General features: G+C 73.8%; 19 protein-coding genes. 5 read left to right on the forward strand and 14 right to left on the reverse strand.

What is annotated here, in order from left to right; genetic code table 11:
• The first annotated feature begins 67 nt into the window (after nucleotides 1-67).
• From ACH34T_RS28270 to ACH34T_RS28280, 3 genes are read left to right on the forward strand one after another with little or no spacing between them, the layout of a single operon-like run.
• Nucleotides 68-1,078, forward strand: coding sequence for an AAA family ATPase (locus ACH34T_RS28270; RefSeq protein ID WP_396024066.1), 1,011 nt, complete (start codon nucleotides 68-70; stop codon nucleotides 1,076-1,078).
• 3 nt (nucleotides 1,079-1,081) lie between these two features.
• Nucleotides 1,082-2,380 carry a DUF58 domain-containing protein gene (locus ACH34T_RS28275; protein WP_396023961.1) on the forward strand — a complete coding sequence of 433 codons (1,299 nt, stop codon included), beginning with the start codon at nucleotides 1,082-1,084 and terminating at the stop codon, nucleotides 2,378-2,380.
• The gene (locus tag ACH34T_RS28280; RefSeq protein WP_396023962.1) at nucleotides 2,377-4,857 is read left to right on the forward strand and encodes a DUF3488 and DUF4129 domain-containing transglutaminase family protein; all 2,481 of its coding nucleotides are present in this window, start codon (nucleotides 2,377-2,379) and stop codon (nucleotides 4,855-4,857) included. Before ACH34T_RS28275 ends, ACH34T_RS28280 begins: the two co-directional genes overlap by 4 nt.
• Nucleotides 4,858-4,974: 117 nt before the next feature.
• On the opposite strand, the gene ACH34T_RS28285 is transcribed toward ACH34T_RS28280, so the two are convergent.
• The 9 genes from ACH34T_RS28285 to ACH34T_RS28325 form a co-directional block, all read right to left on the reverse strand.
• The gene (locus ACH34T_RS28285; RefSeq protein WP_396024067.1) at nucleotides 4,975-5,397 is read right to left on the reverse strand and encodes a DUF3040 domain-containing protein; all 423 of its coding nucleotides are present in this window, start codon (nucleotides 5,395-5,397) and stop codon (nucleotides 4,975-4,977) included.
• A gap of 147 nt (nucleotides 5,398-5,544) precedes the next feature.
• The gene (locus ACH34T_RS28290; protein ID WP_396023963.1) at nucleotides 5,545-6,807 is read right to left on the reverse strand and encodes a DNA polymerase IV; all 1,263 of its coding nucleotides are present in this window, start codon (nucleotides 6,805-6,807) and stop codon (nucleotides 5,545-5,547) included.
• Nucleotides 6,804-7,646, reverse strand: coding sequence for a methyltransferase domain-containing protein (locus tag ACH34T_RS28295; protein ID WP_396023964.1), 843 nt, complete (start codon nucleotides 7,644-7,646; stop codon nucleotides 6,804-6,806). The genes ACH34T_RS28290 and ACH34T_RS28295 overlap by 4 nt, the downstream gene beginning before the upstream one ends.
• Nucleotides 7,647-7,750: 104 nt before the next feature.
• Nucleotides 7,751-8,167 carry a transcription antitermination factor NusB gene (gene nusB / locus ACH34T_RS28300; protein WP_396023965.1) on the reverse strand — a complete coding sequence of 139 codons (417 nt, stop codon included), beginning with the start codon at nucleotides 8,165-8,167 and terminating at the stop codon, nucleotides 7,751-7,753.
• Nucleotides 8,168-8,183: 16 nt separating this feature from the next.
• Nucleotides 8,184-8,741 carry an elongation factor P gene (efp, locus tag ACH34T_RS28305; RefSeq protein WP_396023966.1) on the reverse strand — a complete coding sequence of 186 codons (558 nt, stop codon included), beginning with the start codon at nucleotides 8,739-8,741 and terminating at the stop codon, nucleotides 8,184-8,186.
• A 33-nt stretch (nucleotides 8,742-8,774) separates the two neighbouring features.
• A complete protein-coding gene (locus ACH34T_RS28310) occupies nucleotides 8,775-9,851 on the reverse strand; it encodes a M24 family metallopeptidase (protein WP_396023967.1) in 1,077 nt (358 codons plus the stop codon).
• 212 nt (nucleotides 9,852-10,063) lie between these two features.
• Nucleotides 10,064-11,113, reverse strand: coding sequence for an LLM class F420-dependent oxidoreductase (locus ACH34T_RS28315; RefSeq protein WP_396023968.1), 1,050 nt, complete (start codon nucleotides 11,111-11,113; stop codon nucleotides 10,064-10,066).
• 124 nt (nucleotides 11,114-11,237) lie between these two features.
• Nucleotides 11,238-11,903 carry an enoyl-CoA hydratase-related protein gene (locus ACH34T_RS28320; protein ID WP_396023969.1) on the reverse strand — a complete coding sequence of 222 codons (666 nt, stop codon included), beginning with the start codon at nucleotides 11,901-11,903 and terminating at the stop codon, nucleotides 11,238-11,240.
• A 33-nt stretch (nucleotides 11,904-11,936) separates the two neighbouring features.
• Complete coding sequence (locus tag ACH34T_RS28325; RefSeq protein WP_396023970.1) at nucleotides 11,937-12,383, reverse strand: PaaI family thioesterase; 447 nt, start codon at nucleotides 12,381-12,383, stop codon at nucleotides 11,937-11,939.
• A gap of 102 nt (nucleotides 12,384-12,485) precedes the next feature.
• Here ACH34T_RS28325 and ACH34T_RS28330 point away from each other — a divergent pair, with 102 nt between their 5' ends.
• A complete protein-coding gene (locus ACH34T_RS28330) occupies nucleotides 12,486-13,061 on the forward strand; it encodes a TetR/AcrR family transcriptional regulator (RefSeq protein WP_396023971.1) in 576 nt (191 codons plus the stop codon).
• A 21-nt stretch (nucleotides 13,062-13,082) separates the two neighbouring features.
• Here ACH34T_RS28330 and aroQ read toward each other — a convergent pair whose 3' ends face one another.
• The 4 genes from aroQ to aroC are packed head-to-tail and all read right to left on the reverse strand — an operon-like array spanning nucleotide 13,083 to nucleotide 16,298.
• A complete protein-coding gene (aroQ, locus tag ACH34T_RS28335; RefSeq protein WP_396023972.1) occupies nucleotides 13,083-13,526 on the reverse strand; it encodes a type II 3-dehydroquinate dehydratase in 444 nt (147 codons plus the stop codon).
• Nucleotides 13,523-14,596, reverse strand: a complete 1,074-nt coding sequence (aroB, locus tag ACH34T_RS28340; RefSeq protein WP_396023973.1) for a 3-dehydroquinate synthase — start codon at nucleotides 14,594-14,596, stop codon at nucleotides 13,523-13,525. Before aroB ends, aroQ begins: the two co-directional genes overlap by 4 nt.
• Complete coding sequence (locus ACH34T_RS28345) at nucleotides 14,593-15,105, reverse strand: shikimate kinase (protein ID WP_396024068.1); 513 nt, start codon at nucleotides 15,103-15,105, stop codon at nucleotides 14,593-14,595. The genes aroB and ACH34T_RS28345 overlap by 4 nt, the downstream gene beginning before the upstream one ends.
• 14 nt (nucleotides 15,106-15,119) lie before the next feature.
• Nucleotides 15,120-16,298, reverse strand: a complete 1,179-nt coding sequence (aroC, locus tag ACH34T_RS28350) for a chorismate synthase (RefSeq protein WP_396023974.1) — start codon at nucleotides 16,296-16,298, stop codon at nucleotides 15,120-15,122.
• 80 nt (nucleotides 16,299-16,378) lie between these two features.
• Here aroC and ACH34T_RS28355 point away from each other — a divergent pair, with 80 nt between their 5' ends.
• Nucleotides 16,379-17,452 carry a DUF2332 domain-containing protein gene (locus tag ACH34T_RS28355; protein WP_396023975.1) on the forward strand — a complete coding sequence of 358 codons (1,074 nt, stop codon included), beginning with the start codon at nucleotides 16,379-16,381 and terminating at the stop codon, nucleotides 17,450-17,452.
• On the opposite strand, the gene ACH34T_RS28360 is transcribed toward ACH34T_RS28355, so the two are convergent.
• Nucleotides 17,449-20,472 carry a glycine--tRNA ligase gene (locus tag ACH34T_RS28360; protein WP_396023976.1) on the reverse strand — a complete coding sequence of 1,008 codons (3,024 nt, stop codon included), beginning with the start codon at nucleotides 20,470-20,472 and terminating at the stop codon, nucleotides 17,449-17,451. The two genes, ACH34T_RS28355 and ACH34T_RS28360, sit on opposite strands and share 4 nt — an antisense overlap.
• Nucleotides 20,473-20,493: the final 21 nt, after the last annotated feature.

Here is a 20,493-nt window from a genome sequence, read left to right on the forward strand (position 1 = left end):
GGGCTCACCGCGCGGCCGGACGGCTGAGGAGGGTTTGGTGGCAGTAGGAACGCACGGCGAGTCGTTCATGGAGACCGACCCCCCGGCATCCCACCCGGCCCAGGACGGCGCCCGGGGGGCGGCCGGTCCAGGACTCGACGGCCTCGCGCAGGTCGCGAACAAGATCCGGGACGCGGTGGAGTCGGTGATCGAGGGCAAGCCCTCGGTGGTGCGGCTCGCGCTCACGGTGCTGCTGGCGGAGGGGCACCTGCTCATCGAGGACGTCCCCGGCGTCGGCAAGACGATGCTCGCCAAGGCGCTCGCGCGCTCCGTCGACTGCTCGGTGCGGCGCGTCCAGTTCACGCCCGACCTGCTCCCCAGCGACATCACCGGCGTCAGCGCCTACAACCAGGAGCTGCGCGAGTTCGAGTTCAAGCCGGGCCCGGTGTTCGCCAACATCGTGGTCGGCGACGAGATCAACCGCGCCTCCCCGAAGACGCAGTCGGCGCTGCTGGAGTGCATGGAGGAGCGCCAGGTCACGGTGGACGGCACCACCTACACGCTGGAGCCGCCGTTCATGGTGATCTCCACGCAGAACCCGGTGGAGATGGAGGGCACCTATCCGCTGCCGGAGGCGCAGCGCGACCGGTTCACCGCCCGCATCTCGATGGGCTACCCCGACCCCGCCGCCGAGCTGGAGATGCTGGAGACGCACGGGTCGTCGTCGCCGCTCGACCGGCTCACCCCCGTCGCGCACGCGGCTGACGTCCGCGACCTCATCGACGTGGTGCGCCGCCAGCACGTGTCCGCGGCGGTGCGGCAGTACGCGATCGAGCTGGTCACCGCGACCCGCGGCCATCCCGAGCTGCGGCTCGGCGCGTCGCCGCGGGCGACGCTGCACCTGGTGCGGGCGGCGCGCGCGTACGCGGCGCTGGACGACCGCGACTACGTCGTCCCAGACGACGTCCAGGACCTCGCCGTCCCCGTACTCGCCCACCGGCTGCTGCCGACCGCGGAGGCGCAGGTCGACCGGCGCCGTCCCGAGCAGGTCGTCGCGGACCTGGTGAAACGTCTTCCGGTGCCGTCCCCCGGGAAGTGACAGTTGAGACGCGCGCTTGCCGGCCTGACCACGCGCGGGCGGTCCTTCGTGGCCGCCGGCGCGACCGCGATCGTGTGCGCCTTCGTCCTCGGCGAGCGCGACCTGCTGCGCGCCGGGGTGCTGGTGCTGGCGCTGCCGCTGCTGTGCACGCTCGCGGTGTCGCGGACCCGCTACCGGCTGGCCTGCGCGCGGCGGCTCGACCCGCCGCGGCTGCCGGTCGGCCAGGAGGCCCGCGTCGACCTGCGGCTGGAGAACGTGTCGCGGCTGCCGAGCGGGCTGCTGATGGTGGAGGACCGCGTCCCCTACGCGCTCGGCGGGCGGGCCAGGTTCGTCCTCGACCGGATCGAGTCGCACGGTAAGCGGCAGCTCGGCTACCGGATCCGCTCGGACGTGCGCGGCCGCTACCGGGTGGGTCCGCTGACCGTCCGGCTCGCCGACCCGTTCGGGATGGTGGAGCTGGTCCGCTCGTTCAGCCTGGCGGACACGCTGACGGTCACGCCGACGATCTACCCGCTGCCGTCCGGGCGGCTGTCCGGCGCGTGGACGGGCGGCGGCGACAGCATCGCCAAGGCCGTCTCGGCGGCGGGCGAGGACGACGTGACGCCGCGCGAGTACCGGCACGGCGACGACCTGCGCCGCGTCCACTGGCGGTCCACGGCCCGGCACGGCGAGCTCATGGTGCGGCGTGAGGAGCAGCACTTCCAGAGCAGCGGGACGCTGTTCCTCGACACCCGCCGCGCCGCGCACTGGGGCGACGGCCCCGGCGGCACGTTCGAGCAGGCCGTGTCGGCGACCGCGTCGATCGGGGTGCACCTGGCCCGGACGGGGATGAACCTGCGGTACGTCACCGACGCGGGCGAGACGCTGCCGGCCGCGCGGTCCGACGGGGCGTTCGAGGGGCTGCTGCTCGACGCGCTGGCGGTGGCCCGCCGGTCCAAGACGCGTGCGCTGTCGGCCGGGCTGGCGGCGCTGCGCGGCCGGGCGGGCGCGGCGCGGGAGGGCGACGGGCTGGTCATCGGGGTGTTCGGCGTCCTGTCCAAGGAGGAGGCGCGGTCGCTGGCGGCCATGCGGCGCGGTACCGGGACGTGCGTCGCGGTGCTCGTCGAGGGACGCGGGCGCGCCGCGGACGCGGCATCGGGGAACGGCGCCCTCGCGAACGGCGGGACGTACAGCGGGGCCGCCGCCGGGCTGCTGCGGGCGGGCGGCTGGCGGGTGGTGATCGTCCGGTCGGCGGCGGAGCTGACCGGAGCGTGGGCGCAGGCCGGTCAGACCGGCGACGACTTCGTCAGGGACGGCTCATGAGGATCCGGATGACGGTCATGGCGGGGCTGGCGACGCTCGCCGGCTCGGTCGGCCTCTACCCGCTGTTCGAGTCGGGAAGCTGGTTCTGGGCGGGGCTCGGCGCGGTGCTGGCCGTCGGCGGCGGGGGCGTGCTGGCCCGGCGGCTGCGGCTGCCGGCGGCGGCCAACCTGCTGTTCGGGCTGGTCGCGCTGCTGCTGTACCTGAACCTGGCCTACGCGTCGGGCGACGCGTGGCTGGTGTTCATCCCGTCGCCCGAATCGGTGGGGCACCTCGCCGACCTGGTCGACGACGGCTGGAGCTCGGCCAACCGGTACGCGGCGCCCGTCCCGGTCCTGCCGGGGATCGAGCTGATGGCCGCGGCCGGGATCGGGCTGGTCGCCGTCCTCGTCGACCTGCTGGCCGTGCGGATGCGCCGCGCCGCCCCGGCCGGGCTGCCGCTGCTCGCCATGTACAGCGTGCCCGCCGCGGTCCGCGAGGACGGCGTCAGCTGGCTCGCGTTCGGCGTCGGCGCGCTCGGCTTCCTCGCCCTGCTGATGGCCGACGCCCGCGAGCAGGTCGGCGGCTGGGGCCGGACGGTCACCTCGTTCCGGCAGCGGGACGTGCCGCTGGCCGGCGCCGACCCCCGTCCGGAGGAGGAGTCCGTCCTGCCGGACGCGGCGGCGCTGGCGGCGTCCGGCCGCCGTATCGCGGCCGGCGCGGTCGCCGTCGCGGTGCTGGTGCCGGCGGCGGTGCCGGGGCTGCAGCCGCGCGGCATGTTCGGCATCGGCGGCGAGGGCCGCGGCGGCACGCAGACGGTGACCACGCCCGACCCGCTGGTCAGCCTGAAGCGGGAGCTGACCCGGCAGGACGACTCGGTCGTCCTCACCTACCGGACGAATGACCCGGAGTCGCCCGACTACCTGCGCCTGTACGCCCTCGACAAGTTCGAGGGCGACCGCTGGACGTACTCCCAGCTGGACAGCCACGTCAGCGACCGCCTCGACGAGCGCGACATCCCGGCGCCGCAGGGGCTGTCGGTCGCGTCGTCCCGCGAGGTGACGACGAGGGTCCAGGTGCGTCCCGAGGTCAAGGACATGTCGTTCCTGCCGGTGCCGTATGCCCCGTCCGAGGTGTCGATCAGCGGCGACTGGCGGGTGGACGAGCGGTCGCTGATGATCTACTCGCTGCGCGACTCGGCGGACGGGCGCGCCTACACCGTCACGAGCCGCCGCGCGGAGCCGACGATCGGCCAGCTCGCCGCCGCGAACACCATCCCGGCCGAGGTCGTGTCGCGCTACACGGCGGTGCCGAAGAACGTGCCGAAGGAGGTAGCCAAGCTCGCGGAGAAGGTCACGGCCGGGTCGGGGTCAGCGCTGGCGCAGGCGGTGCGGCTGCAACGCTGGTTCACGCTGACGGGCGGGTACACCTACGACCTGGCCGCGCCGCCGCCGAAGCACGGCAGCGACCTGGTCGACTTCCTGCTGCACAGCAAGCGCGGCTACTGCGAGCAGTTCGCCGCCTCGATGGCGCTGATGGCGCGGATCCTCAGCATCCCGTCCCGCGTGGCGATGGGCTACACGTCGGGCAGCGAGGTCAAGCCGGGCGAGTTCGTCGTCCGGTCGCGGGACGCGCACGCCTGGCCGGAGCTGTACTTCGAGGGCACCGGATGGGTGCGCTTCGAGCCGACCCCGTCGGGCGCGGGCGGGCAGGGCACCGCCGACACCCCCGACTACACCCTCCCCGCGGTCAGCGGCAGCGGCGGCGAGGGGAGCGAGAGCGCGCCCGCGCCGGAGGCCTCCTCACCCGCCGACGACCGGTCGCCCACGGCGCAGCCGTCCACCCGCCACCGCAACGACAGGGACGAGACCGGCGGCGCCGCCGCGCAGGACGACGACGAGGACGGGTTCTCCGCGACGCCGTGGCTGGCGGGCACGGTGCTGATCGTGCTGCTGCTCGCCGTCCCGATGGCGCTGCGGACGTTCACCCGGCGGCGCCGCTGGGCGGCCCTCGTCACACCGCCCAAGGCGCCGCCCCGGGGGCGTCCCGGATCGCCGCGGGGGGCGGCGGCGCGGCCGCCGGCGCCCGATCCCGCGGGCGCCGCGCACGCCGCGTGGCGGGAGATGCGCGCCGACGCGCTCGACCACGGCCTCGAATGGCGGGCCAGCGACTCCCCGCGCGCCACGGCGCGCCGCCTCGGCGAACTGCTGGAGCTGGACGAGGCGGGCGCGCGGGCCCTCACCCGCATCGCCCGCGCCGAGGAACTGGCCCGCTACTCCCCGTCGCCGTCCACCGAGCCGCCGGAGCGGCTCCGCGCGGACGTCCGGACCGTCAGGGAGGCGTTCGCGGCGTCCGTGAGCCCCCAGGTCCGCTGGCGGGCCCGGCTGCTGCCGCCGTCCACGGTGGAGCAGACCCGGACGACGCTCCGGTCGGCGGGGAACCGCGCGCTGGACGCGACCGCCCGCCTGAACGACCTGCCCGCCCGGCTCCGCCGCAAGTAGGCGCAGGTCCGCCGCAAGTACCGCAAGTAAGCGCGGGCGCCCAAGAATCACCCCGGATACGCGTTCGTCCCGGCCCGCGCGGCTTGTCCGCGTCCGGCCGGGACGTTCAAGACGGCGTCAGTCGCCTTCGGTCCTGCGGCGCCAGCGCTCTTCCATGCGTGCCATGAAACCGGCCTTGGCCGGTTTCGGCTGGCGGGACTGCCGAGGTTGCCTGGCCTGCCGGCCGCCGCCGCCGCGCGCGGGCTCGTTGCCGATGCCCGTCATCCGCTTCCAGCTCGTCAGCGCCCAGACGCAGCACACCACCATGAGCAGGAAGCCGGTGACGCTGACCGCGATGGTGACCGTGCCCTCGTTGATCACGAGGCCGGCCATCAGGGCGCCGACGCCGAGGACGAACCCGAAGGCCGCCTTGACGATCCGGCGCTTGTAGTGGACCTGTGGGCTGGTCGAGCGAACCGCGTGAGCGAACTTCGGATCCTCGGCGTACAAGGCCGATTCGATCTGTTCGAGCATGCGCTGCTCGTGCTCAGAGAGCGGCACGGCACCTCCCAACGACAGCCCCGCGGCGGGGAGTCCGATGCAGGACGCGAACGTCAACGGTGATATGCCCAGAATACGAGCACTGTGCCGCGCACGAAAGCAGACGGCCCCTTGAGGCCCCGGCGCCGGTCACCCCACAGGCTTCTTTCATTGTGTTCCGTCCCTGCCGTCACGTCCGTCCCCGTCCGCGCGCCGGACCAGCGCGGCGGGGCGGACCGCGCCGCGGCCGAACCGGTGCGCGACCTGGTCCATGGCTCGCTCGGCCTCACGCCAACCACGTTCCGGCTCGTCGAAGGCGAGCTGGCGGGGGGCCGCGCCGGCGGGACCCAGGTTCTCCACCCGGACCCCGACCAACCGGAGTCGTACCCGTTCCAGCCCGGCCCCCTCATACAGCTCCCGGGCTGTGACATAGATCACACGAGCCAGATCGGTGGGCTCCGTGAGCGTGCGCGACCGCGTGATCGTCTTGAAGTTCGCCATCCGTAGCTTGACGGTCACCGTCCGGCCCGCGTTCCCGCTCGCCCGGAGCCGGGCGCCGACCCGCTCGGCCAGCCGCAGCAGCTCGCGGCGGATGACCTCCGGGTCGTCGACGTCGGTGTCGAACGTCTCCTCGGCGCCGATGCTCTTGTCGGGCGTGTGCGGGACGACCTCGCGGGGGTCGCGTCCCCAGGCCAGCTCGTGCAGATGGGCGCCCAGCGCGTTGCCCAGCTCGCGCTGCAGCGTGCTGAGCGGCACCTGGGCGAGCTGGCCGACGGTCCGCAGGCCCAGCCGGGTCAGGGTCTGCTCCGTCCGCTCACCGACGCCCCAGAGGGACGCGACGGGCAGCGGGTGCAGGAAGTCGACGGCGCCGTCGGCGGCCACGACGAGCAGCCCGTCCGGCTTGCAGCGGGTGGAGGCCAGCTTCGCGACGAACTTGGTGCTCGCGACGCCGACCGAGCAGGTGATGCCCTGCTGGGCGCTGACCTGCTCGCGGATGTGCCGCGCGATCGCGGCGGGACGGCCGAGCCGCCGCCCGGCGCCCGCCACGTCCAGGAACGCCTCGTCCAGCGACAGGCCCTCCACCAGCGGCGTGACGGAGCGGAAGAGCTCGAACACGGCCGCGGACACGCGGGAGTACTTGCCGGGGCTCACCGGCAGGACGACGGCCCGCGGGCACAGCCGCCGCGCCCGCGACATCGGCATCGCCGAATGCACGCCGAACCCGCGGGCCTCGTAGGACGCCGCCGAGACGACGCCGCGCGGCCCGGCCCCGCCGACGATCACGGGACGTCCCCGCAGCTCGGGACGTTCCAGCAGCTCGACGCTGACGAAGAAGGCGTCCATGTCGACGTGCAGGATGTGGCAGCCGGTGTCGTCGGCGGGCGGACCGGGCTGCGGCCCCGGCCGGTGCAGCTGCTGCTTGCGGCTCACGCTCGCAGCCCGCCGGCACGGCCCCTCTGGGGGGACGACCCCCCAGACCCCCCGGAGGGGGGAACCCGGTCGGCCACCAGGTGCAGCTGGGTGGCGAGGTCCCGCAGGACGGGGTGGACGGCCGCGACCGACTCCAGCGCGATCAGCGCGTCGGCGGAGCCCGCGTCGCCGTCCAGCATGCCGGACGGCACCAGGTCGGCGAAGATCCGGACGCCGTGCAGCTCGGCGACCCGCAGGCCGGACCCGCGCACCAGCGCCGACAGCGTCTCCCGGGTGAAGCGGCGGGGCATGCGGTCGCCCTCGCCCCACCGTCCGGACGACGCGGTCAGCACCAGGCGGGCGTCGTCGAAGTGCCCGGCCAGCGCGCGGTGCAGCGCGGCGGCGATCTGCCCGGCGACGAGGACGCTGACGGATCCGCCGGGGCGGACCACGCCGGTCAGCGCGGCCATCGCGGCGGCGGGGTCGTCCACGTACTCCAGGACGCTGTGGCACAGCACCAGGTCGGCGGCGTCCGGGCCGAGGAGGTCGGGCAGGTCGACGGCGTCGCCCTGCATCGCGCGGACCGTCACGCCCGACTCGGCGGCGCGGCGTTCCAGCGCGGCGAGCGCGTCGGGGTTGGCGTCGACGACGGTGACCCGGTGCCCGAGCTCGGCGAGCGGAACGGCGAAGCCGCCGGTGCCGCCGCCGACGTCCACGACCTCGCTCCGCCCCGCCTCGGGCGCGATGCGGTCGAGCACGGCGCGCAGCGCGTCCCAGAGGACCGCGTTCCGGACGCGGCTGCCGCCTCGGACCCGTTTCTGCTGCCGGCCGGCCACGGCCACTCCCTTGACGTCGCTCATCGAGGCCCAGCCTAGCCGCCCGGAACCCCCGGACGGGCGGCGGCCGACGGCGCCGTTATACGACGGCTACCAGTGGAAGCGCGCCGCCCCCGTCACAAGGAGCGTCACAAGGAGAGGGACGGCTTGAGTTGCTGAAGGCGGGACAGGAGGCCGTTGACGAAGCGCGGGGACTCGTCGGTGGACAGCTCGGTGGCGAGGCCGACCGCCTCGCTGACGGCGACGCCGTCGGGGACGTCGTCGACCCACAGCAGCTCGTACGCGCCCATCCGCAGGACGTTGCGGTCGACGACGGGCATCCGCTCCAGCGTCCATCCGGTGGCGTAGGTGGAGATCAGCTCGTCGATGCGTTCCTGGTGCTCCTGGACGCCCTCGATCAGCCGGACGGCGTGCGGGTACTCGGCGAGCTCGTCCTGGTTGGGACGGCCCCGCGCGGCGAGCACCGCCGTCGGCCGCTCCTCCCGCAGCTCCGCCGCGAACAGGATGTCGAGCGCGAGTTTGCGTGCCTTGGTGCGTGCGCTCATTCCTCAGCCGCTCGCCTCAGCCACGGCCGAGGTACTCGCCGGAGCGGGTGTCGACCTTGACCTTCTCGCCGGTGGTGATGAACAGCGGCACCTGGACCTGCGCGCCCGTCTCCAGGGTGGCGGGCTTGCTGCCGCCGGTGGAGCGGTCGCCCTGCAGGCCGGGCTCGGTCTCGGTGATCTCCAGCACGACGGCCGCGGGGAGGTCGATGTACAGCGGGTTCTCGTCGTTGAAGGCGATCGTGGCGTTCTGCTCGGGGAGCAGGTAGTTCGCGGCGTCGCCGACGACGGCAGCCGGGATGTGCGGCTGGTCGTAGGTCTCGGTGTCCATGAAGACGAAGTCCTCGCCCTCGCGGTAGAGGTACTGCATCTCCCGCTTGTCCACGCTGGCCACGTCGACCTTCGTGCCGGCGTTGAACGTCTTGTCGACCACCTTGCCGGACAGCACGTTCTTGAGCTTGGTGCGGACGAACGCGCCGCCCTTGCCTGGCTTGACGTGCTGGAACTCCAGGACGGTCCACAGCTGGCCGTCGAGGTTCAGCGTCATGCCGTTCTTCAGGTCGTTCGTCGTCGCCACGTGAGTCGTTCTCCCGGTCGCGGGCCCGCGCGCCTAGAGGACGAGCAGGTCCTTGGTGGTGGTGGTGAGGATCTCCGGGCCGCCCGGACGGACCACCAGCGTGTCCTCGATGCGGACCCCGCCGCGGCCGGTGAGGTAGACCCCCGGCTCCGCCGTGATCGGGACCCGGTCCATCAGCTTACCGGTCTTGTCGTACCCCATGAGCGGAGCCTCGTGGATCTCCAGGCCGACGCCGTGCCCGAGCCCGTGGGTGAACGCGTCGCCGTGCCCGGCGTCCTTGATGACGTCGCGGGCGGCGGCGTCGACGGCCTTGGTCTCCGCGCCGGGGCGGGCGGCGGCGACCGCCGCCAGCTGGGCGCGGTGGACGAGGTCGTAGACGTCGCGCTGCCAGCCGGCGGGCTCGCCGATCGCGACGGTGCGGGTCATGTCGGCGTGGTAGCCGCCGTACAGGGCGCCGAAGTCCAGGGTGACGAGGTCGCCGGGCTGGAGCTCGCGGCCGCCGGGATGGTGGTGCGGGACGGCGCCGTTCGGCCCGGACGCGACGATCGACTCGAACGCGGCGCGCTCGGCCCCGAAGTCGACCATCGCGCGTTCGAGCGCGACCGCGACGGCCCGCTCGGTGACCCCGGCGCGGATCTCGGGGAGGACGGACGCGAACGCACGGTCGCTGATGGCGCACGCCTCCCGCAGCAGCGCGATCTCCTCCTCGTCCTTGACCAGGCGGAGCTCCTCGACCAGGTGGCCGAGCGGCGTCAGCTCGACCTCGGCCTGCCCGGCGAGGGCGGTGTGGTGCTCGACGGTGAGGTCGTGGGCCTCGAAGCCGAGCGGGCCGTGGCCGTCGGCGGCGGCGCGGGCCGTCAGCGCCTCCGCCACGAACCGGCCGACGACGATGGGGAGTTCGGGGCAGACCTGTTCGGCCGTCCCGGCGTACCGGTTGTCGGTGGCGAGCACGGCCGGGCCGTCGGCGGGGACGAGCAGCGCGGCGCGGGAGCTGTCGAGACCGGTCAGGTAGCGGACGTTGACGAGCCTGGTCACCAGCAGGGCGCCCGCGCCGCGTCCGGCGACGAGCGCGGCCAGCCGGCGGCGGCGGGCGATGTGTGTCTCCCCCATGGTCAGACTCTAGATCACGGTCCGGGGCCGCGGGGAGGCCGTCTCGACGGGATCACAAAACATGAAGAACGCTCGACTTCATGCCCGGTGGCGGGCTAGCGTGTTCGGCGGTATTGAGCCATGCCGGGCGGGCGGCGTGCCGGGGCGCCTGCGGCACGCCGCCCGTTGCCCGGCCGCCCCGTTGCCCGACCGCCGTGCGGCTCGCGCCGCGGCTACAGGTCGGCGGCCATCTCCTTGACCTTCTCGATCAGGGCGAGGCGGCCCTTGTGGTCGCCCGCGACCGGGGACACGTTGAGCGTCGTGACCCCGGACTCCTTCATCGCGGCGAGCCGCTCCCGGACGTGCCCCTCGGGGCCGATGAGCGACATCTTCTCCAGCAGCTCGTGCGGGACCTTGGCGGCGGCCTCGTCCTTCTTCCCGGCGAGGTAGAGGTCCTGGATCTCCTCCGCCTCCCGCTCGAAGCCGTACCGGCGGGCCAGGTCGTTGTAGAAGTTCCTGTCCTTGGAGCCCATGCCGCCGATGTAGAGCGCGGCCATCGGGCGGCCGAACTCCAGGAACCCCTGGACGTCGTCGCCGATGGCGAGGGCGGCCTGGCCGACGACGTCCAGCTCGCCCAGGGCGGGGTCGCGGCGGGCCCGGCCGGCGGCGAGGGCCGCGCCCCACACGTCCTTCGCCTTCTCCGGCATGTAGAAGATCGGCTCCCAGCCGTTGGCGACCTCGGCGGTCAGCTCGACGTTCTTCGGGCCGATCGCGGCGACGAGGATCGGGATGTCGGCGCGCACGGGATGGTTGATGAGCTTCAGCGGCTTCCCGAGCCCGGTGCCCTGCCCGGCGGGCAGCGGCAGCGTGTAGTGCCTGCCGTCGTGCTCCAGCCGCTCCCGCCGCCACACCTTCCGGCAGATCTCGATGATCTCGCGGGTGCGGCCGAGCGGCGCGGTGTAGGGGACGCCGTGGAACCCCTCGATGACCTGCGGCCCGGACGCGCCGATGCCGAGCGTGAACCGGCCCTCCGACACGAAGTCGAGCCCGGCGGCGGTCATCGCCGTCAGCGTCGGCGTCCGGGTGTAGAGCTGCAGGATCCCGGACGCGATCTCCAGCCGCTCGGTCTTGGCGGCGATGTAGCCGAGCTGGCTGACCGCGTCGAAGCTGTACGCCTCCGCGACGAACACGATGTCGAGGCCGGCCTTCTCGTAGTCGGCCAGCTCATCGACGGTCTGCCTGAAGCCGGCGTCCGAGTAGCTGAGCGACATCCCGATGCGCATCGGCGTTCCCCTCAATGAACCGAATCTGATTCCAGTCGACGGTAACCTACGGCGGCGACGCGGGCACGCGCCGGGCCGGGGCTGGGGCCTGGGGCCGGGTGCGGGGGCCTGGGCCGGACGGGTGTCAGCCCAGGGCCGGGCCGTTCAGGGCGTCCAGCGCCGTCCGGTACATGGCGGTGCGGATCTTCGCCACGACCCGGCCGTCCTTGCCCGCCAGGGACGCGGCCAGCTCGACGGCGGCGGGCAGGACCTCGTCCTCGGCGGCGGCGCGCCGGACGATCCCGGCCGCCACGGCCTCCTCGGCCGGGTACCGGCGGCCGGTGAGCATCGCCTCGTGCGCGGTGGCCTTCGGCAGGCGCGCCCGGATCAGGGCGTCCATGCCCGGCGTGAAGCTCATCCCGAGGTCGACCTCGGGCAGGCAGAAGTAGCCGCGGTCCGCCCGCATGACGGCGAAGTCGTGCGCGAGCGCGAGCATCGCGCCGGCGGCGAACGCGTGCCCGTTGAGCGCTGCGACGGTCGGCATCGGCAGCGACAGGATCCGCGCGTAGAGGCCGTGGACGCGACGCAAATAGTCCTCAAGGCTGTCCGGGTTGGCGCCTAGCCAGTCGAGGTCTAGGCCGTTGGAGTAGAACTTGCCGGTGCCGACGGTGACGAGGGCGCCAGGACCGTCGTTCTTCTCCACGGTGGCGAGCGCGTCCTCGACGGCGCCGAGGAACTCGGGGCCGAAGCGGTTCTCGCCGGCGTCGAACCGCAGGACGTACACGTCTCCGTCGCGCTGGAGGTCGATCACGAGGGTCTCCTTCGTCCGTGCCCTGAGGCGACCTTACTCGCGGGTAGGGGGCGGGAAGACCATGCAGGTGGTGGTTCCGTGCGCGACGAGCTTGCCGTTCTCGTTGCGGATCCGTCCCTCGGCCGTGGCGAGCTTGCGTCCGACATGGACGGTCGTGCCCTCGCAGACCAGCCGTCCGCCCTCCAGCGGCACCGGACGGACGAAGTTCACGCTCAGCTCCAGCGTCGTGTAGCCCGCGCCGTCCGGCAGCGAGGTGTGCACGGCGCAGCCCATCGCCGAGTCGAGCAGCGTGGACATGATGCCGCCATGGACGGTGCCCAGCGGGTTGCTGAAGTCGGAGCGCGGCGTGAGGGCGAAGACCACCCGTCCCGGCTCCAGGGCCTCGGCGGTCATGCCGAGCAGGGCGCCGATGCCGTAGCCCTTCTCCATGCCCCTGTCGAGCAGCTCCTTGAGCTGGTCGAGGCCGGTCGTGGTCCCCATGCCCGCACCCCTCTTCGGTATGACGTCCGTCATAGACGATCTTCTCTATGACGGATGTCATGGTCAATGCGCACTGCCTATGATGAATGTCATAATCGGGGCATGGGGACCGACAGCCGGGAACGCATGGTGCGCAGCGCCGCCTACCTCTTCCGCGAGCGCGGTTACAGCGGCACCGGGTTCCGCGACGTCATCGCGCACAGCGGCGCGCCGCGCGGGTCGATCTACCACCACTTCCCGGACGGGAAGGCGCAGCTCGCCGAGGAGGCCGTCCGCTACGCGGGCGACTTCCTCAACGCCGGCATCCTCGCCGCCACCGAGGGCGGGGACGCCGCGTCCGCCGTGGACGCCTTCGTCGGCTGGTGGCGGCAGGTCCTGATCAGGAGCGAGTTCCGCGCCGGCTGCCCGGTCGTCGCCGTCACCGTGGAGTGCCACGACGACGCCCCGCAGCTCGCCGCGGCCGCGGCGGCGGCGTTCGACCGCTGGCAGGACACCCTCGCCACCGGGCTCGGCAACGCGGGCGTCCCCGACGACCGCGCCGCCCGGCTCGCCCGCCTGATCGTCGCCGCCGTGGAGGGCGCGACGATCCTGTGCCGCGCGCACCGCGACGTCGCGCCGCTGGACGACGTCGTCGCCGAACTCAAGGACCTGACTCGCCAGGCCGTCGGGGACGACTAGCGGCCCCGAAGGCCAGCGCGGCTAGGGCTTCTCGGCGAGGAGTTCGGCGATGGCCTGAAGGGCCAGGACGTACGACATCGCGCCGAACCCGGCGATCGTGCCCGTGGCGACGCCCGCGACGACCGACGTGTGCCGGAACTCCTCGCGGGTCGCCGGGTTCGTGATGTGGACCTCGACGAGCGGCGCGGTCCGCTGGGCGAGGGCGTCGCGCAGCGCGTACGAGTAGTGCGTGAACGCGGCCGGGTTCACCACCAGCGGGACCCGGTCGTCGGCCGCCTCGTGCACCCAGCGCAGCATCTCGGCCTCGTCGTCGGTCTGCCGGAACTCCACGCTCAGGCCGAGCCGGCGGCCGGTGTCGCGGCACATGGCCGCGATGTCGTCGAGGGTCGTCGTCCCGTACACGTCGGGTTCGCGGACGCCGAGGCGGCGCAGGTTGGGCCCGTTCAGGACGAGGACGCGGCTCATCGTGAGATCTCCCGGTAGGCGGCGGCGAGGAGGGCCTCGTCCGGGCCTTCGAGGCGGCCGGGCTCGGCGACGGCGTCCAGGACGACGAACCGCAGCGTCGAGCCGCGCGACTTCTTGTCGATGGTCATCGTGGCGCGCAGGCCCGGCCAGTCGGCGGCGTAGGACACCGGGAGGCCGACGGACGTCAGGATGTCCCGGTGCCGCTGGACGACGTCGGCGGGCAGCCGCCCGGCGAGGCGGGCCAGCTCCGCCGCGTACACCATGCCAATGGCTACGGCGTGGCCGTGCCGGAACCGGTAGTCCTCGGCCTTCTCGATGGCGTGCGCGAGGGTGTGCCCGTAGTTGAGGATCTCGCGGAGCCCGCTCTCCCTGAGGTCGGCGGACACCACGTCCGCCTTCACCTGGACGGCGCGTTCGACCAGCTCGCGGGTGTGCGGGCCGTCCGGGGACGCGGCGCCCGCCGGGTCGTCCTCGACCAGCTCCAGGATCTTCGGGTCGGCGATGAAACCGGCCTTGACGATCTCGGCGAGTCCGCTGATGTAGTCCTCGCGCGGCATCGTGATCAGCGTGGTCAGCTCGCACAGCACGCCGGCGGGCGGGTGGAACGCGCCGACGAGGTTCTTGCCCTCGGGGATGTTGATGCCGGTCTTGCCGCCGACGGCCGCGTCCACCATGCCGAGCAGCGTCGTCGGGACGAGCACGGCCGGGACGCCGCGCAGCCACGACGCCGCCGCGAACCCGGCGAGGTCGGTGGTCGCGCCGCCGCCGACGCCGACGACGGCGTCCGTCCGGGTCATGCCGTGCCGGGCGAACGACGACCAGAGCCCGGCGAGGACACCGGTCTCCTTGGCCGCCTCCCCGTCCGGGACGGGCAGCGGGTGGACGGTGTATCCGGCCTGCTCAAGCGCGCCGCACACGGGCCGGGCGATCTCCGGGAGGCCCTCGGCGTGGACGACGGCGACCGTCCGCGCGCGTTCGCCGACCATGCGGGGCAGCTCGCCGAGGACGCCCGTCCCGATGACGACGTCGTACGGGTCGGGACCGCCCACGCGGACACGGGACTGCGTCACGCGGTCTCCAGCGCTTTCGTGATCTCTTCGACGATGTCGGCGGGGTCGCGGCCGTCGGTGTCGACCTGGATCGTGCCGAGCCGCTCGTAGATCGGCAGGCGCTCCTCCAGGAGCTTGCGCATCTGGCTGCGCGGGTTCAGGACGAGCAGCGGCCGCGCCGACGCGAGACCCACCCGCTTGATCGCCTCGGACAGCCCGACCCGCAGGTACACGACGGTGTGCCCGCCGAGCAGGTCCTGCGTCTCCGCCGCCAGGACCGCGCCGCCGCCGAGCGCGACGACGCCCTCGTGCCCGGCGAGCGCCGCCGCGACGGCCGCGCGCTCCAGCTCGCGGAACCGGTCCTCGCCGTCGTCGACGAAGATCTCGCCGATCGGCTTGCCCGCCGCGGACTCGACGTCGGCGTCGGTGTCGCGCAGCGGCACGCCGAGCCGGCCGGCGAGCGCCGCGCCGATCGTGGTCTTGCCCGAGCCGGGCGGGCCGATGATGACTGCCTTCGGTCGCATGCTCAGCGGATCCAGTTCACTCATTTGATCGTCAGCGAGGACAGGTATCCCCGCAGGTTGCGGGCGGTCTCCTCGGCGGAGTCGCCGCCGAACTTCTCCAGCGCCGCGTCCGCGAGGACGAGCGCGACCATCGCCTCCGCGACGACGCCGGCGGCGGGCACGGCGGTGACGTCGCTGCGCTGGTTGATCGCCTTGGCGGGCTCGCCGGTCCGCACGTCGATGGTGTCGAGGCGGCGCGGGACGGTCGAGATCGGCTTCATCGCGGCCCGGACGCGCAGCGCCTCGCCGGTCGTCATGCCGCCCTCGACGCCGCCGGCGCGGTTCGTCCGGCGGCGGACGCCGTCTGGCGTGCCGTCGATCTCGTCGTGCGCCCGGGACCCGGGACGGCGCGCGGTGGTGAACCCGTCGCCGAGCTCCACGCCCTTGATCGCCTGGATGCCCATCAGCGCCCCGGCCAGCCGCGAGTCGAGCCGCCGGTCCCAGTGGACGTGGCTGCCGAGCCCGGGCGGCAGCCCGTAGGCGAGGACCTCGACGACGCCGCCGAGCGTGTCGCCGGCCCGCTTCGTCTCGTCGATGTGGGCGATCATCGCGGCGGACGCGTCCGCGTCGAGGCAGCGGACCGGGCTCTCGTCCACGCGGGCGAGGTCGCCGGGCTCGGGCAGGACGCCGGCCGGGGCCTCGACCTCGCCGAGCGCGATCACGTGGCTGAGGACGTCCACGCCGAGGGCCTGCTTGAGGAACGCCTTGGCGACCGTGCCGAGCGCGACCCGCGCCGCCGTCTCCCGCGCGCTCGCCCGCTCCAGGACGGGCCGCGCGTCGTCGAAGCCGTACTTCTGCATGCCGACGAGATCGGCGTGGCCGGGCCGCGGCTGCGACAGCGGCGCATTCCGCGCCTGGGCCTCCAGGACGGCGGCGTCCACGGGATCGGCCGACATGACCGTCTCCCACTTGGGCCACTCGGTGTTGCCGACCTCGATCGCGACCGGGCCGCCCTGCGTCACCCCGTGCCGGACGCCGCCGACGATCGTCACCTGGTCCTGCTCGAACTTCATCCGGGCGCCCCGCCCGTGGCCGAGCCGCCGGCGGCGCAGCTCCTCGGCGATGTCGCCCGAGGTGACGCGCACACCGGCGGGCAGGCCCTCCACGATCGCGGTCAGGGCCTGGCCATGGGACTCCCCCGCGGTCAACCAGCGCAGCATGCCCCTGATCCTATTGAGTCCGCGCCGCCGCCCGTGACGGCGTCCGCCATCTGAGAGGCTCGTCGACGGAGGTGGGGGCGGTGAGAGAGCAGGTGAGGGAGCAATTGCTGGGGCAGGCCCGGGCGTGCGCCGAGCTGGGGTCGCCCATGTACGCGGAGCTGCTGGCGCGGGCCGCGGACGACCCCGGCGGGATCGTCGCGGAGGTGCTCGGGGAGCGGACGGAGATCGGCTTCGTCCTCGGGATGCTGGGGACGGTGCACCGGATCGTCCTGGAAGGGCGCGCGTCCGACCTCGCGGCCCACTATCCGACCGCGGGCGGGACCAAGGACCCCCTGGACGCCTGGCCCGCGTTCCGGGACGTGCTGGTCGAGCACGCGGCAGAGGTCAGCGCGGGGCTCGCCGACCCGCCGCAGACGAACGAGGTCGGGCGGGCGGCGCCGCTGGTCGGCGGGCTGCTCACCGTCGTCGCGGCCACCGGTCTGCCGGTCAGGCTGCTGGAGATCGGCGCTAGCGCGGGGCTGAACCTGCGGGCCGATCGGTTCCGGATCCTGCACGAGCGCGGCGGCTATGGACCGTCCTCCAGCCCCCACCCACCGCCAGTCAACGGACGAGCTCCGCTCGACAGCCCGGATTCGCCGGTCGTGCTGCCGGACGCCTGGCGCGGCGCGCTCCCGCCGAGCGTCCCGCTCACTGTCGTGGAGCGGCGCGGCTGCGACCTGGCGCCGCTGGATCCCGCCTCGCCGGAGGCTCGGCTGCGGCTGCTGTCGTACGTGTGGCCCGACCAGACGGCGCGGGTCGAACGGCTGCGGGCGGCGTTCGAGGTGGCCGCGCGGGTCCCGGCGACGGTCGTGCGGGCGGGCGCCGCCGAGTTCCTGGACGGCCTCGCCCCGGCGCCGGGCGCGGTGACGGTCGTGTGGCATTCGTCGATGCAGCCGTACATGTCCGAGGACGAGGCGGCGCTCGTCGTCCGGCACGTGGAGAACGCGGGGGCGGCCGCGACCGGGGACTCCCCCATCGCCTACCTGACGTTCGAGGCCCGCGACGGTTCGCGCCTCGAATCCGTCCAGGTCGTGGCGCTGCGGACGTGGCCGGACGGGAACCGGAGGGTCCTCGGCGAAGGCCCCTCCCATGGCCTGCCGATCACCTGGTTCTAGGCGATCTCGCGCCAGTCGAGGACGGACGCGACGCGGTCCCTGACGGCGGCGAGGAAGCCGAGGCGGTTGGCGCGCAGGGCCGGGTCCTCGGCCATGACCATGACGTCGTCGAAGTAGGCGTCGATCGGGGCGATGAGGGCGGTCGCCGCGGCGGCGAACTCCGGCAGCGACGGGTCGCCGGGGAGTTCGGCCTGGACGGCGGTGAACGCGGCGTGCAGGGCGCGTTCGGCCGGTTCGGCGAACAGCGCGGTGTCGTAGCCGGCGGGTGTCTCGTCCGGGACGATGCGCAGCACGCGCTGCAACGCGGTCGTGAGCTGCTCGAACCGTGAGGAGCGGAGCAGTCTGCCCAGGTCGGCGGCGGCCTGCGCGGCGCGGGCCGGGGTGCCCGCGTGCGGCAGGACCGCCCGGACGACGTGCACGGGATGGCCCTCGTCCAGGAGGTTCTGCTCCAGGCGCCGCGCGACGAACCGTTCCGCCTCGGCGAGCGCGTCCGGGGCGACGTCGACCGGCTGCTGACGGGCGGCGACGGCCAGGCCGTCCTCGACGGTGACGGGCGCGAGCTGGAGGACGGTGCGCAAGATCGCGGTCAGCGCGAGCGCGGCGCGCCGCAGGCCGAACGGGTCGGAACTGCCCGTCGGCGCGGATCCGACGGCGAACAGGCCCGCGAGCAGGTCGAGCCGGTCGGCGACGGCGAGGAGCGCACCGGCGGCGGTGGCGGGGAGCGCGTCCCCGGCCGCGCGGGGCAGTTCCATCTCGTGGAGGGCCTGCGCGACGACCTCGTCCTCCCCGGCGCGGCGCGCGTACTCGCGGGCCATCGTCCCGGCGAGGCTCGGCAGCTCGATGACCATGGCGGACGCCAGGTCGAACTTCGCCAGCGCGGCGGCGCGGCCGAGCGTCGTCCGCTCCTCGGCGGTGAGGTCGAGCCGTCCGGCCAGTTCGGCGGCGATCGCGGCGATGCGGGACGACCGGTCGGCCATCGAGCCGAGGCGTTCGGTGAACGTGAGCCTGCCGAGGCCCTCCTTGATCTGCTCGGGCGTGCTCCGCAGGTCCTGGCGGAAGAAGAACGAGGCGTCCTCGTAGCGCGCGCGGAGGACGGCCTCGTTCCCGGCCCGGACGGCGTCGCGGTCGCATTCGCCATTGGCGACCGTGACGAAATGCGGAAGGAGACGGTTCGCGGACGCGCGCACCGGCAGGTACCGCTGGTGCTTGCGCATGACCGTGGTGAGGATCTCCTCGGGCAGGTCCAGGTACTTCTCGTCGAACGAGCCCAGGATGGCGACGGGCTCCTCCACGAGGTCGACGATCTCCTCGACGAGGCCGTGCTCCGCGTCGTGGTCGACGGCGCCGCCGTGGCGGCGGGCGAGTGCGGTCGCGTCCTCGATGATCCGGGTCCGGCGGCGGGACGCGACGGGCTCGATGCCGTGCTCGCGCAGCGCCGTGACCAGCGACGACGCGTCCGGGATCTCGACGCGCGGCTCGCTCGCCGTCCGGTGGACGCGCGTGACCCGGCCCGCCGTCAGGCCGGAGACCGTGAACGGGATCTCGTGGCCGTCCAGCAGCGCGAGCAGCCAGCGGATCGGGCGGGCGAACGACAGGCCCGGCGCGTTCCACCGCATGTTCTTCCCCGCGCGCAGCCCGGTCACGATCTCCGGGAGCAGCCCGGCCAGGACCTCGGCCGCCGGACGCCCCGCCACCCTCCTGACGCGTCCCGCGTACTCACCGCCCGACACGGTGACCCTCTGGACGTCCGCCACGTCGATGCCCTGCCCGCGCGCGAACCCCAGCAGCGCCCGCGTCGGCTCCCCGGACGCGTCGTAGGCGGCGGCGAGACGCGGCCCCTTCACGACCTGCTCGGTGTCGGGCTCGCGGGGCTCCAGGTCGCGGACGAGCACGATGATCCGGCGCGGCGTCGCGCACGCGTCGAGCGAGGACGCGTCCGTGACCAGGCCCGTCCGCTCCAGCCCGGCCAGCAGGCGCTCCGCGACGTCGTCGGCCGTCCGGGCGACCTCGTGCGGCGGCAGCTCCTCGACCCCGATCTCCAGCGCGAACGTGCCCGCCGCCGCGAGTTCCGGCAGCGCGGGCGCGACGGCGGCGACGGCGGCCGGACGGGTCGCCGCGTCGCCCAGCGGGTGCCCGAGCTCGGCGCGGCGCTCCACCCACAGCGCGGCGACCTCGTGCGCGAGGCCCCGCATCCGCGCGAACGCGCGGGCCCGCTCCGTCGTGCCGATCGCGCCGCGCGCGTCCAGGACGTTGAACGTGTGCGAGCACTTCAGCACGCAGGTGTGGGCGGGGACGGGCAGGCGGGCGTCCAGCATCCGGCGCGCCTCCGCCGCGTACGCCTCGAACAGCTCCCGGTTCGCCGCGATGTCGGCGTCGTCCAGGTAGTAGCGGCTCATCTCGTACTCGGCTTGCCCGAACGCCTCCCCATAAGAGATGCTCTGTTCCGCCCCCTTGGCTGCGCCCCACCACCCCCGAGGCGCGTACGCGATGTCCTTGAAGTGGGAGACGCCCTGGAGCGCCATCAGGATGCGCTCCATCCCGTACGTGATCTCGACCGAGACCGGGTCGAGGGTCAGGCCGCCCGACTGCTGGAAGTACGTGAACTGGGTGATCTCCAGGCCGTCCAGCCAGACCTCCCAGCCGAGCCCCCACGCGCCGAGCGCGGGCGACGCCCAGTCGTCCTCGACGAACCGGACGTCGTGGGCGCGCAGGTCGACGCCGAGCGCGGCGAGGCTGCCGAGGTAGAGATCCTGCGCGTCGCCCGGCTCCGGTTTGAGGATCACCTGGAACTGGGTGTGGGTCTGCAACCGGTTCGGGTTGTCGCCGTACCGCGCGTCGTCGGGGCGGACGCTCGGCTCGGCGTACGCGACCCGCCACGGCTCGGGGCCGAGGACGCGCAGCGCGGTGGACGGGTTGAGCGTGCCCGCGCCGACCTCGGTGTTCATCGGCTGCGCGACGAGGCAGCCGTGCCCCGCCCAGTAGCCGGTGAGCCGGATCAGGGCGTCCTGCATGGTCAGCATCGACCCAGCCTGGCGAGCACG

The organism is Actinomadura sp. 9N215, from assembly GCF_044326345.1.
Classification (GTDB): Bacteria; Actinomycetota; Actinomycetes; order Streptosporangiales; family Streptosporangiaceae; genus Spirillospora.

Excerpts from the sequence above, each read along its gene's own strand:
- ACH34T_RS28360 (WP_396023976.1), bottom strand. The coding sequence starts at position 20,472 with ATGCTGACCATGCAGGACGCCCTGATCCGGCTCACCGGCTACTGGGCG.
- ACH34T_RS28310 (WP_396023967.1), bottom strand. The coding sequence starts at position 9,851 with ATGGGGGAGACACACATCGCCCGCCGCCGCCGGCTGGCCGCGCTCGTC.
- nusB (WP_396023965.1), bottom strand. The coding sequence starts at position 8,167 with ATGAGCGCACGCACCAAGGCACGCAAACTCGCGCTCGACATCCTGTTC.
- ACH34T_RS28330 (WP_396023971.1), top strand. The coding sequence starts at position 12,486 with ATGGGGACCGACAGCCGGGAACGCATGGTGCGCAGCGCCGCCTACCTC.
- ACH34T_RS28295 (WP_396023964.1), bottom strand. The coding sequence starts at position 7,646 with ATGAGCGACGTCAAGGGAGTGGCCGTGGCCGGCCGGCAGCAGAAACGG.
- ACH34T_RS28280 (WP_396023962.1), top strand. The coding sequence starts at position 2,377 with ATGAGGATCCGGATGACGGTCATGGCGGGGCTGGCGACGCTCGCCGGC.
- ACH34T_RS28315 (WP_396023968.1), bottom strand. The coding sequence starts at position 11,113 with ATGCGCATCGGGATGTCGCTCAGCTACTCGGACGCCGGCTTCAGGCAG.
- aroC (WP_396023974.1), bottom strand. The coding sequence starts at position 16,298 with ATGCTGCGCTGGTTGACCGCGGGGGAGTCCCATGGCCAGGCCCTGACC.
- ACH34T_RS28325 (WP_396023970.1), bottom strand. The coding sequence starts at position 12,383 with ATGGGGACCACGACCGGCCTCGACCAGCTCAAGGAGCTGCTCGACAGG.
- ACH34T_RS28270 (WP_396024066.1), top strand. The coding sequence starts at position 68 with ATGGAGACCGACCCCCCGGCATCCCACCCGGCCCAGGACGGCGCCCGG.
- aroQ (WP_396023972.1), bottom strand. The coding sequence starts at position 13,526 with ATGAGCCGCGTCCTCGTCCTGAACGGGCCCAACCTGCGCCGCCTCGGC.